An 11,798-nucleotide genomic window follows, 5' to 3' on the forward strand; every position below is an offset into this window, starting at 1 on the left:
CTCAGTCCCGCGGGACCTCCTCGATCCAGGAGGTCCCGCGGGATCCGTCCGTCCGCGTCCACTCCTCCCGCAGCCGCACCCGCCCGTCGGGCAGCGGCTCGGGGGTGCTCCGGCAGGTGCCGCACACCACCTGGCCGTCGTCCAGCACCTGGCTGTACGCCGCGGTGAGGACGCCGTCCGGCCCGGCCGTGCCGACGAGCCGGCCCACCCGCACCGCGCCGCCGGAGAACTCCGCCCACACCAGGTCACCGCTCTGATGGTAGTGACCGGTGGGCGTGGAGTCCCCGGCGGCGGTCTCCGCCGCGTGCGAGCGGAAGACCCGCCCGTCATAGCTCACCGTGCGGTGCCAGGGGCGACGTTGTAGTTGGAGCGGAAGAAGTTGTCCGGGTCCAGCCGCCGCTTCAGCGCCGCGAGCCGGCCGTACGCCTCGGGTCCGTAGGTGCGCAGCGCCCGGTCGGCGCCGGGGGCACCGCTGTCCCCGACGTAGTTGATGTAGCCGTCGCCCCAGCGGCCGTGCGGCTCCGCCGCGGCGGCCACGGACTTGGCCCAGGCGGTCTGCCGCTCGTCCGCCTCGGGGTGCGCGGGGTCCCAGATCGCCATGCCGGTGACGTTGAAGGCCGCGTCGCGGAAGGGGACGGCGCTGCCGGCGGAACCGGTACGGCGGACGGCGCCGTTGATAGGCTCCAGGAGCACCGTGTCGTTGTACGGGTCGGTGATCCTGGCCTCCTGGAAGCGCGCGGCGACGGAGTCCACCAGTTCGTCGGGCAGGCCGTCCACCAGCCGGGCGCTCCAGTAGTGGCGCAGCCCGAACGGCAGGCGTCCCAGGCACAGTTGCATGGAGACGTAGCTGCGGTGCTCGATCCGCCAGTCCAGGACATCGATTCTGCGCAGCGTCTTGTCGAGGGTGGCGCGGTACTCCTCGTCGTCACCCGCGTAGCAGACGCTCATCACGGCCGCGGGTCCCTGGGCGGGGCCGTAGCGCTCCAGGAGCATCGTGCAGGTGAGGTCGTCGGGTGCTTCCAGCATGAGGTCGCGGAAGAGCCGGACGGCCGCCGCGGGGTCGGTTCCGGGGTAGGCGACGTAACCGCCGTAGACCCGCTCGACCGGATGCAGCCGGAAGGTGAACTCGGTGACGGCGCCGAAGTTGTGGCCGGCACCGCGCAGCGCCCAGTCCAGCTCCGGGTCGGTGTGCGGGCTCACGTGCAGGCGTTCGCCGTCGGCGGTGACCAGGACGTACGACTCGACGTTGTCGCAGGCCAGCCCGTACCGGCCCATGAGGTGGCCGATGCCGCCGCCGAGGGTGAGGCCGCCGACGCCGGTGTCGTCGAAGGTGCCGCCGGTGCTGGCCAGCCCGAAGCTGGTGGTCGCCAGGTCGAAGTCGGCCCAGGTGGCGCCGCCGCCGGTGCGGGCGAGGCGTTCGACGGGGTCGACCGCGGTCCGGTTCAGCAGCCGCAGGTCGATGACGAGGCCGCCGTCGAGGGAGCCGGAGCCGGCGATGTTGTGGCCGCCGCCGCGGATCGTGGTCGGCAGGCCGGCGTCGCGGGCGGCCCGGATGGCGCCCTGGACCTCGGCGGTGTCGGCCGGCAGGCAGATCAGCCGGGGCCGGTGGTCGTGCATCCCGTTGAACAGCAGCCGCACCCGGTCGTACGCCGGGTGGCCGGGGGCGATCACCCGGTCCGGGCAGACGGCCTCCAGGGCGTTGCGCGCGGCGTCGGTCATGAACGCTCCCCCTCGGTGATCGGGATCGGTGCCAGCAGTTCGCCCGCCGCCGCGGACGAGGCGGCGAGCGCGGTCTTGGCGGCGCCGCCGCTGCCTCCGGTGAAGGTGAACAGACCGCTCGGGTAGGGCAGGGCCGGGCGCAGGGCGAGCCGGCCCTCGGGGGCGTAGGCCTCGGACATGGCGATGAAGTGGTGCGGCGGGTTGAGTGCCAGGCCGGGCAGCCGCCGCGCGGCGGTCTGCCGCACGGTGCGCTCCTCACGGTCGAGGAAGACCCGCTGGCCGGGGTCGGTGTCCCAGCGGTCGGTGGGGAGTCCCAGCAGCATCCTGTCGGGTCCCGCCGGGCGCCCGTACAGTCCGCTGGTCTCGTCGACGAAGGGCGGCGGGTGGTCCCCCGACGTGGCGTACAGGGCGCACTGGATGACCTTGGTGCGCAGGTCGGGCGCGGGCAGGCCGAGTCCGGTCAGCAGCCGGCCCGTCCAGCCGCCCGCGGCGAGCACCACCAGGTCGGCCGTGCCGCGGCCGGCGCCGGTGCGGTAGCCGAGCTCGCCGCCCTCCGGCCGGTCGAGCGAGCGCAGGTCGGTGGCGTCCAGCAGCCCGCCGCGCGCGACGAAGTCCGCGCGGGCGCCGCGCCGCAGCGCGTCGGGAGAGAAGTACCCCGCGTGCCGTTCGAGCACCGCCGCGGAGTCCTCGGGCAGGTCGCTGAAGCCGTAGCGGGCGGCGAGCTCGCGGCGGTCGAGGATCAGCACGGAGCCGGGCAGGCTGCGGTCCACGTCGATGAGCCGGCGCAGCGGTGGAGCGGAGTGCAGGATGTACAGCGAGCCGGTCTCCCGGTACTCCGACCATTCGCGCAGCAGCGCGCTGGCGCGCAGTTCCTGCAGGCTGCGCGCGGCCGACTCGGCGGCTCGGGGATCGGCCTCGAAACCGCGGACGAGGCCGCCGGAGACCCCGGTGGAGTCGCGGGTGCCGGGTGCTCCGGTGACCAGGGTGACCCGCAGACCCGGGTGGCGCACCAGCCGCCAGGCGAGCAGCATGCCGGCGAGTCCGCCGCCGACCACACAGATCCTCATGGCCGGGCCACCGATCCGCCGCCGGTCAGGACGTCGAGCAGGCCGTCCGCCGGGCCGCCGGGGCCGCCGAGCAGGCAGCGGGCGGCGAGCGCGCTGTCGAAGGTCTCCAGGGCCAGGGCCTGTTCGGCGCGGGCCAGTTCGCCGGGGTCGGGGCCCCCGGTGCCGGGGTCGAGGTCCCAGCCGGCCGTGGCCGCGCGGTACCGCTCCCAGGTGAAGTTCGTGGCGTGCGGTGCGGGCCGGTCCCAGCTGAGGAACGCGCGCACCGCGCGGGGGTCCTCCTGCCGCAGCAGTTCGTGGGCCCAGACGGCGTGGCCGCGGCTGGTGGAGAACTTCGCCCCGTCGAGCCGGTAGAACTCGTTGACGACGAGCCCGCCGTGCACGCGCTGCGGCACCCCGGCGGCGGCGAACAGGGCGGGGAACAGGGCCAGGTAGTAGAAGGCGTTGTCCAGGCCGAGGAAGGTCCACACGGAGTCGACGCCGTCCCAGGCCTTGACGTGCTCGGCGAGTCCGGTTGCGTCCGGCTGCAGTTGCCGTCCGATGGTGTGCAGATAGCCCAGGCCCATCTCGGCCCACACGTCGACGCGCTGGCCGGGGAAGCCGTCCGCCGCGATGCCCCAGTCGGTGGGGTAGCTGAGCGGCACGGTCGGCAGCGGATCGCTGAGCAGCCGCCAGACCAGTTCCCGTGCCCGGGGCGGCAGTGCCGCCCGGTACCAGACGCTCTGCAGCACCCCCCGGTACTCCTCCAGGCGGAGGACGGGCCCGGTCACCGTCCGCGTCCCGGTCGCGGGTTCTCCGCAGCGGGTGCAGCGCGGATCGACCAGGGCGGCGGCGGGCGTGTAGCTTCCGCACCCCTCGCAGGTGCCGCCGCCGGACGGGCCGTCGCAGTGCGCGCAGCGCCCGCTGACGTAGGCGTGGTGGGCGATGCCGGGGCAGTCGGCGCAGACCGGGGTCCGCCACTCCTCCACCGGCAGCGTGCCGGCCGCCACCAGCTCGCCGAGGAACCCCGCGACCGCCGAGCGGTACTCCGGGTCGTCCAGGGGTTCGGTGAATCCGTCGTGGCCGACTCCGACGCGGTCGAACACCTCGTGGATCAGCCCGGCGTAGCGGTCGCGCAGTTCGCGGACGCCGGTGCCTTCCTGGCGGGCCTTGGCCAGGACGTAGTTCTGATGGTCGTCGAGGCCGCACAGCGCGAACACCCGCTCACCGCGGCGGCGGGCGGCGCGCACCGCGATGTCGGCGGCCAGGTACGGGCCGGCGAGATGGCCCAGGTGCAGCGGGCCGTTCGGGGTGGGCGGCGGTGACAGGACGACGGTGGTGCCGGGCGCGCGGTCAGTGGGCATCGGCCGCTTCCGCCTCCTGCGGCTCCGCCCCGGCGGGCGCGGTCCCGCCCGGCAGCCAGTAGATGCTGAGGATCCGGACCGGTTCGTCGCCCGCCGTGATCACATGCCGGTCGCCGGGCGTGAGGAGGATCGCGCTGCCCGCGGGGGCGGCGGTGTCCTCGCCGTTCACCGTGAAGACGGCGTCGCCGCCGACGACCACGGCGAGTTCGACCTCGGGGTGGTTGTCCAGAACGCTCCGGGAGTTGGCGGGGACCTGGCACCACATGGCGCTGAACGGCAGTCCGGAGGCGGCCGCGTACTGTTCCCAGCGTCCGATCTGGATGCCGTACTCGCTCGTGAGGGGCGAGTCGTCGATGCTGAACTTCTGCACAGGAGTTCTCCCTACGCGCGGGCATGGATCTCTCGGCGCCATCGTGACGCGCGGGGCTCGAAGGGTCCTCAAGGGGAGGTTGGCGGCCGTCGCACGGCGTGTCACCATCTACCGCCATGACCCCTCAGACGCAGGTCGGCGAGCGCCCGGTGGAGTACCGGCCGCGCGCCCTGAGCACACTGGCCCCGGAGTCGGAGCACGGCTGGACCGTCAAGCGGTACACCGTCTCGTCGTTCCGCGAGGTGCCGGCGCCGGACGTCCTGGAGTTCGCGCGGCGCAGCGTGCGGCTGTCGCTGCCGGATCCGTACCCGGCCCTCCCCTCGCACGCGTTCAGCGTCGTCCACGAGGACGAGGACGCCTGCTACGTCGTGGTGGGCTGGTGGAGCCGCAATCGGCTGATCCTGCACACCCGCACCTGGCTGGCCGACTGGGACGCGCTGGCCACGCCCGTCGAGGCGCCCGCGTACGCCACCGCGTGCATCTGGGAGATGGCCGCGATGGCGCACGAACGGGACGCCTGGGTCCGCCATGTGGTGGCCCCGGAGCGGCCGGACTTCCCGGCCTATCTGGCCTCGGCCGTCTCCGGGCCCCACTGACCGGACGGGCTGCTACGCGACGGCGCAGCCCTGGTACGCCCCGATGTTCGGGGTTCCGGACGGGACCGGGTTGCCGAAGTAGTCCCGGCCGCCGTTGCCGGCGATCGGTGTCCCGGTGTGCAGCGCCGGCGAGCCGGTGCGCAGCCGGTAGCCGGCGGTGTCGGTGCGCGAGTGCGCGGCGCCCGGGGCGGTCAGCAGCGGATCGCCCGTGAGCGGGTGGGCGCCGAGCGGCGATCCGGCGGCCACGTTCTGGTACACGTTGTGGCTGTAGGTGCTGGACGCGTCGCTGATCACCGATCCGGCGGGGCTGCCGACGAAGATGTTGTCGGTCAGCTGCATCGTCGAGGTCCCGTATACCTGGATCAGGTTCGCCGCGGTCGGCGCGTAGACGGTGTTGTTGTAGATCTTCGTGCCGGGCTCGTCACCGCACGGGCTGGTGATGACCCCGAAGAAGCCGTCGCCGCGGTCGTTCTGACTGATGTTGTAGCGGACGGTGCCGCCGCTCGCGCTGATTCCCGACGGGCAGATGAACAGGAAGCCCGCTCCGTTGTCGTGGCTGAAGTTGTACTGGTAGAGCGTGTCGGTGCTGCCGCCTTCCAGGTCGAAGGCCATCCCGGGGCTGACGCCGCCGGAGACCTCGTTGTACTGGAACACCGCCCGGTCGGAGTTCCACGCGTAGGCGCCGACGTTGTAGTCGGTGGAGCGGGTGTTGTACCCCGCGACGGTGTTGCGCTGGATCAGGGGGTCCACGCCGTTGACGACCATGATCCCGTCGCCGCCGGTGTCGCTGATCCGGTTGTCCTCGATGAGGACGTGCGTGATGGGCACGAACTGCGTGCCCGGCCCGGTCGGGTTGGTCGCCCGGCGCTGCCAGTGCGAGGCGATGCCGATGCCGGCCCGGTCGACGTGGGTGACGCGGTTGCCCGTCACCTTGACGCCGTCGAACCCGGTCGGCACCGAGGCGCCGCCCGCGCTGAACACGATGCCGCCGCTGGTGTCGTTGTCGCGGCAGTCGCAGCCGTTGACGTCGTGCACGGTCAGATCGTCGAGCGTGTAGTGCCGGCCCGTCCCGTAATCCTCCAGCAGCACGTAGACCCCGACGCGCTGCTGAGTCACCGCGGGCGCGGGACCGGTGTTCGTGATGTCGAGATGCCGCAGGACATATCCCTCGACGTTGTGCAGGAAGACGGCCGCGGTGGCGCCCTGGCCGTCGATCCGGGCGGCCGAACCCGATCCGTAGGTGTTGACCGTGACCGGATGTTGTGCCGTTCCCGAGCCGCGCGGGGTGAGTGTGCCCCCGCAACTGGTGCCGGCCTTGAAGCGAACGGTGTCCCCGGGGTGCAGCACTGTGGCGTTGACCTTGGCGATGCTGCGCCAGGCCGTGGTGGTGCCGGTTCCGGCAGCGCTGTCGCTGCCGGCCGCGCAGTCCACATATCGCGTGGTCCCGGTGGTGCCCGCGGACGCGGGTGCCGCCATCGCGAAGAGAAGGACCGCGGTGAAACAGGCGCCGGTGAGTGTCCGCACCGGCTTGATTCTGGTCATTTCCAACCCCCATTCGAGCCACTGACTGGCCGGATCCTTGCGGTGGCTGCTCGAGCTGCGCTCAAGCCCGTACCGGGACCATGGCCGCCCCGGTTCGATACGAACTGCCGTTGATGTACGGAGGTGCCCCACCATGACCCGTAGACGCACAGAGGCGTCCGGTCACCGGCTGCGGTGGCTGGTGCCGCTGCTGCTGGTCCTCGGATGGCTTCTGGTGAGCGGTGCGACCGGATCTTTCCAGGGCAAGCTCGGCGAAGTGGTCACCAACGACGGCGCGGCCTACCTGCCCGCCAAGGCCGAGTCCGTGCACGCCGACAAGCTCCAGGCCCAGTTCTCCGACAACAAGACCTATCCCGCGGTCGTCCTCTACGAACGCGCGTCCGGCATCACCGCCGCCGATCAGCAGGCGGTCGCCTCGGACGCCGCCGCGGCGGCGAAGCTGGAGGGTGTCCGCGGGCAGATCAGCCCCGTCACGCTGTCCAAGGACGGACGGGCGCTGCAGTTCACCGTCCCGCTGGTCAACCAGATCGACCCGGTCACGGACGCGGTGAAGGCACTGCGCGCCACGGCCGACAGCCACCAGGGACTGACCGGGCACGTCACCGGCCTCGGTGGCATGTACGCCGACTTCGGCGGGGCCTTCAGCAGCATCGACGGCCAACTGCTGGTGGTGGCCGTCGGGCTGGTGATCCTCGTCCTGTTGCTCGTCTACCGCAGTCCCACGCTGCCCGTCCTGGTCCTGCTGGGCATCGCCTTCGCGTCCGGGGTGGCCGCCGCCGTGGTCTACGGGCTGACCCAGCACGGCGGCCTCACCCTCACCGGACAGAGCCAGGGTGTGCTCTCGGTGCTCGTCGTCGGCGCGACGACGGACTACTCGCTGCTGCTCGTCAGCCGCTACCAGGAGGAACTGCGCAGGACCCAGAACAAGTACGACGCGCTGGCCACCGCATGGCGGGCGGTGCTCAAGCCGGTGCTCGCCTCCGGCGGCACCGTCATCCTGGGCACCCTGTGCCTGCTGTTCAGCAACCTCAACAGCAACCGCAGCATGGGCCCGGTCGCCGCGGTCGGCATCACCGCGTCACTGCTGGCGGCACTCACCTTCGTCCCGGCCGCGCTCGCCCTGATGGGCCGCGGCGCGTTCTGGCCGTTCCGTCCCGCCTTCGGCACCGCCGAGCGCACGGGCGAGGGGCTGTGGGGCAAGGTCGCCGGGCTCGTCGGCCGCCGGCCGCGCGGCATCTGGATCAGCACGGGCCTGCTGCTGGTGCTGGCCGCCGCCTTCACCACCCAGTTCCGGGCCGACGGACTCTCGGTGTCGGAGAACTTCACCAAGAAGCCCGACTCGGTCCACGGCCAGCAGGCGCTCAACGCCCACTTCCCGGGCGGCTCGGGCGTCCCGGTGACCATCATCACCAAGGCCGCCGCCGCGGAGCAGGTGGCAACCGCGGCACGCGGGGTGCCCGGCATCACCTCGGTGACCCGGCTGCCCAAGGAGGTCGGCGGCTACACGGAGATCGACGCCGTGCTGGCCACCACCCCCGACGCGCCGGCCGCTGTCGATGCCGTCAAGCGACTGCGTGACGTCGTCCACGCGGTACCCGGCTCCGACTCCAAGGTCGGCGGCTTCACCGCCACCTCGATCGACACCCGGGTGGGCGGGGTCCGCGACTTCAAGGTCGTCGTCCCGCTGGTGCTGATCGCGATCCTGATCGTCCTCGCCCTGCTGCTGCGGTCGCTGGTCGCCCCGCTGCTGCTGATCGCCACCGTCGTGCTGTCGTACGCGGCGAGCATGGGTGTGGCGGCCCTGGTGTTCAACCACGTCTTCCACTTCGCCAACGCGGATCCCTCGGTACCGCTGATGGGCTTCGTCTTCCTGGTGGCGTTCGGCGTGGACTACAACATCTTCCTGATGCACCGGGTCAGGGAGGAAGCGCTGCTGCACGGCACACGCGAGGGCACGCTCTTCGCGCTGCGGCGCACCGGCGGCGTCATCACCTCGGCCGGCGTGGTGCTGGCGGCGACGTTCGCGGCGCTGGCGGTCGTGCCGATGGTCGCCATGGCCGAGCAGGCGTTCATCGTCGCGTTCGGTGTGCTGCTGGACACCATCGTCGTCCGGTCGCTGCTGGTGCCGGCCCTGACGCTGGAACTCGGCAACCGCGCGTGGTGGCCGTCGAAGGCCGTCTTCGGTACCCCGGCCACGACCGACCGCGCCGGGCGGGCGGAGACCGAGCGGGAGCCGCAGCCCGCGGGCTGAGCCCCCCGCGCGGCCCCTCCTTGTGGACAACGTACAGCGGTGTCAGCCGGGCTTGCGGGCGACGATCAGGGTGTCGTAGTCGCTCAGCGGGGAGACCTCGATGCCGGTGAAGCCGGCCTGCTCCGCGTAACCGGTGATCTCGGCGGCGGGGTACTCGGAACCGCCGTCGGTCACCAGCAGCATGTCGAGGCTGATCACCAGGTTCTCGGCGTGCTCCGGCTCGTCGTCGAGCATCCGGTCGTACACCAGCAGCGCGCCGCCGGGCAGGACCGCGTCGTAGGCCTTGTGGACCAGGTAACTGCGCTGGGTGGGGTCCCAGTCGTGCAGCACATGGCCCAGGACCACCACTTCGGCCTGCGGCAGCGGGTCGTCGAAGAAGCTGCCGCCGTGGAACTCGACCTTGCCGGTCAGTCCCAGTTCGGTGGCGAGCTCCGCGGCGAGAGGTGCCATCTCCGGCAGGTCGAAGACGTGCCCGGCCAGGTGCGGCTGGGCCCGGACGATCTGCGAGCAGAGGTTGCCGCGCGCGCCGCCGACGTCCAGGACCGAGGAGAAGCCGGACCAGTCGAACGCCTTGACGAGCTCGGAGCCCAGGACGTTGGTGAAGGCGTCCATGCTGCCGACGAACTGGCGCAGGATCGCCGGGTTCTTGGTGACCTGTTCGAAGTCGCTGCCGGACTGCTGCTTGCCGGTCCGCAGCGCTTCTTCGAGCCGGCCCCAGGCCGGGTAGAGGTTGCGGCTGGAGCGCAGCAGGAAGCCGCCGATGTAGGCGTCCCCTCCGCGGACCAGGTGCCGGGCGGTGCCGGAGGAGTTGCGGTACGCGCCGTCGGCGCGCTCCAGTACCTGCAGGGCCACCAGCAGGTCGAGGAAGTCACTCAGTCCCCGGCCGTGCAGGGACAGCAGCTCCTTGATCTCGTCGGCGGTCGCCTTGCCGCCCGGCGCCTGCTGCAGCTGCGTGAACAGATCGAGTTCCACGGCGGTGAGCAGGGCCTTGGCATCGCAGAACGCGTTGCCGAGCCGGAGGATCCCGGCGGCCGTGCTGACGTCCGGGGGGTTGGTCGTCATCGGGCGGACTCCTTCCTGGACGCCTGGCTCCCAGGCGCCGGTGCCATCGCGTGAACTTCGCAGCCCCGCGTGGAGCTGTCCTCGAAGGGGCCTCGAACCGCAGGCGGCGGCACGGACCCGACCGGGATGCCAGGCATCCTCGAGCCCAGGTCAGTACCCCTGACCCTGTGCCGCGGACAGTCCGCATGGCAGTGTTCCTGAGGGGATACACATGTATGACGTGAACATCCCTGTTCTCATCGTGGGAGCCGGGCCGGTCGGCCTGTCCACCGCCCTTTTCAGCGGCCGCCACGGGATCAGCACGATGCTGCTCGAGAAGCGATCAGCCACCTCGACCCTGCCACGCGCCCCTGGCCTGCAGGCCAGAACTCTGGAGCTGTTCCGCGCCGCCGGTATCCGCGAGGAGATCCGGGCACTGGAGATGGGCGACTCGCACCCGTTCTTCGAGGGCGGCATCATCCAGGTCGACACCTTCGCCGAGATCGACAAGGCCGTCGTCCTGGAGTCGCCCTCACTGGACGGCCCCACCGTCAGCCCCGAGCGGGTGATGGGCTGCGGCCAGGACCGCTACGAGAAGGTCCTGGTCGACAAGGCCCGGGAGTTCGGCTCCGACATCCGCTTCGGCACCCGGCTGGTGGAGTTCACCCAGGACGACGAGGGCGTCACCGCCGTCGCCGAGGAACTGGACACCGGCAGGCGCTTCACCATCCGGGCCGGCTACCTCGTCGGCGGGGACGGCGCCAACAGCGCGGTACGGCAGCAGCTCGGCGTGGAACGCACCGGCCGGGGCACCGTCTTCGACGCCCTGAGCATCTACTTCACCGCGCCGGAACTGGAGGTCATGCTCAAGGACCGCCCGTTCATCCTCTGCTACGCCAACGTCAACGGGACGCTGATGGGCCTGTCCCGGCTGCACGGCTGCAACCCGTTCCTGGCCGCCCCGATCTACCACCCCGACCAGGGCGAGAAGCCCGAGGACTTCACCGACGAACGCTGCGTCGAGATCGTCCGGGCGGCTTCCGGGCGGCCCGCGATGGACGTGGAGATCGTCGCGAAGGTCCCGTGGCAGGGCGCCCAGCTGGTCGCCGAGCGCTTCCGCACCGGCCGGGTCTTCCTCGCCGGGGACGCCGCGCACCTGCACCCGCCGGCCGGCGGGTTCGGCGCCAACACCGGCATCCACGACGCCCACAACCTGTCGTGGAAACTCGCCGCGGTCATCAAGGGCTGGGCCGGGGACACCCTCCTCGACACCTACCACGACGAGCGGCACGCCGTCGGCTCGGCCATGGCCGAGCAGGCGATGGTCCGCAACCGCATCCGGCACGGCTACGCCTCCGACGAGGACCGGGCGACGATGGTGGACGACATCATCATCACCCTCGGCTACCGGTACGTGTCCACGGCGATCAGCAGTGAGAAGCCCGGACCCGTCCTCACCCCGCACCTGGAACTCACCGGTGAGCCCGGCACCCGGGCGCCGCACCTGTGGGTGGAGCGCGACGGTGCCACCCTCTCCACCATCGACCTCTTCTGGGACTCCTACGTCCTGCTCACCGACCCCGCGGGAGCGGCCTGGGCCACGGCGGCGCAGAACGCCGCGGCGGCCCTGGGAGTGCCACTGAAGGCTCATGTGGTCGGTCCGGAGAGCGAGCTGCGGCCCGCCGACCCCGACGGCCGCGACTTCCACAGCGTCTACGGGATCCCGCCCGGCGGCGCCGTACTGGTCCGGCCGGACGCGTTCGTCACCTGGCGGTCGGACGGCTCGGCGCAGGACCCCGACGGGGTGCTCGGCGAGGTCCTCGCCCGCGCGGCGGGCCTGGACCCGGTCGCCGCGCAGCCCGCAGCGCACTG

At 72.0% G+C, this 11,798-nt stretch carries 10 protein-coding genes; 3 read left to right on the top strand and 7 right to left on the bottom strand.

Annotated elements, in window-relative coordinates; genetic code table 11:
* Nucleotide 1: 1 nt before the first annotated feature.
* Genes O3X23_RS39160 through O3X23_RS39180 form a run of 5 tightly spaced genes read right to left on the bottom strand, consistent with a single transcriptional unit; the run spans nt 2 to nt 4,496 of the window.
* Nucleotides 2-337 carry a hypothetical protein gene (locus O3X23_RS39160; RefSeq protein WP_269278537.1) on the bottom strand — a complete coding sequence of 112 codons (336 nt, stop codon included), beginning with the start codon at nt 335-337 and terminating at the stop codon, nt 2-4.
* Nucleotides 334-1,719 (bottom strand): FAD-binding oxidoreductase, encoded by a 1,386-nt coding sequence (locus O3X23_RS39165; RefSeq protein ID WP_269278540.1) that lies wholly within the window; start codon nt 1,717-1,719, stop codon nt 334-336. Before O3X23_RS39165 ends, O3X23_RS39160 begins: the two co-directional genes overlap by 4 nt.
* On the bottom strand, nt 1,716-2,786 hold the full coding sequence (locus O3X23_RS39170; protein ID WP_269278543.1) for an NAD(P)/FAD-dependent oxidoreductase: 1,071 nt from the start codon (nt 2,784-2,786) through the stop codon (nt 1,716-1,718). The genes O3X23_RS39165 and O3X23_RS39170 overlap by 4 nt, the downstream gene beginning before the upstream one ends.
* Nucleotides 2,783-4,126 carry a class I tRNA ligase family protein gene (locus tag O3X23_RS39175; RefSeq protein WP_269278546.1) on the bottom strand — a complete coding sequence of 448 codons (1,344 nt, stop codon included), beginning with the start codon at nt 4,124-4,126 and terminating at the stop codon, nt 2,783-2,785. Before O3X23_RS39175 ends, O3X23_RS39170 begins: the two co-directional genes overlap by 4 nt.
* Nucleotides 4,116-4,496, bottom strand: coding sequence for a cupin domain-containing protein (locus tag O3X23_RS39180; RefSeq protein WP_269278548.1), 381 nt, complete (start codon nt 4,494-4,496; stop codon nt 4,116-4,118). Before O3X23_RS39180 ends, O3X23_RS39175 begins: the two co-directional genes overlap by 11 nt.
* Nucleotides 4,497-4,612: 116 nt before the next feature.
* Between O3X23_RS39180 and O3X23_RS39185 the strand changes: the two genes are divergently transcribed.
* The gene (locus tag O3X23_RS39185) at nt 4,613-5,092 is read left to right on the top strand and encodes a hypothetical protein (RefSeq protein ID WP_269278551.1); all 480 of its coding nucleotides are present in this window, start codon (nt 4,613-4,615) and stop codon (nt 5,090-5,092) included.
* Between the two features lie 12 nt (nt 5,093-5,104).
* On the opposite strand, the gene O3X23_RS39190 is transcribed toward O3X23_RS39185, so the two are convergent.
* A complete protein-coding gene (locus O3X23_RS39190) occupies nt 5,105-6,634 on the bottom strand; it encodes a right-handed parallel beta-helix repeat-containing protein (RefSeq protein ID WP_269278554.1) in 1,530 nt (509 codons plus the stop codon).
* Nucleotides 6,635-6,767: 133 nt separating this feature from the next.
* Here O3X23_RS39190 and O3X23_RS39195 point away from each other — a divergent pair, with 133 nt between their 5' ends.
* Nucleotides 6,768-8,885 carry an MMPL family transporter gene (locus O3X23_RS39195; protein ID WP_269278557.1) on the top strand — a complete coding sequence of 706 codons (2,118 nt, stop codon included), beginning with the start codon at nt 6,768-6,770 and terminating at the stop codon, nt 8,883-8,885.
* Between the two features lie 42 nt (nt 8,886-8,927).
* Here the strand turns inward: O3X23_RS39195 and O3X23_RS39200 are convergent, their stop codons facing one another.
* On the bottom strand, nt 8,928-9,947 hold the full coding sequence (locus tag O3X23_RS39200; protein WP_269278560.1) for a methyltransferase: 1,020 nt from the start codon (nt 9,945-9,947) through the stop codon (nt 8,928-8,930).
* 211 nt (nt 9,948-10,158) lie between these two features.
* On the opposite strand from O3X23_RS39200, the gene O3X23_RS39205 reads away from it, so the two are divergent.
* A partial coding sequence (locus tag O3X23_RS39205; protein WP_269278562.1) for an FAD-dependent monooxygenase occupies nt 10,159-11,798 on the top strand: 1,640 nt, incomplete at its 3' end.

Origin of the sequence: Streptomyces sp. H39-S7, from assembly GCF_027158205.1 — a bacterium.
Taxonomy (GTDB): Bacteria; Actinomycetota; Actinomycetes; order Streptomycetales; family Streptomycetaceae; genus Actinacidiphila.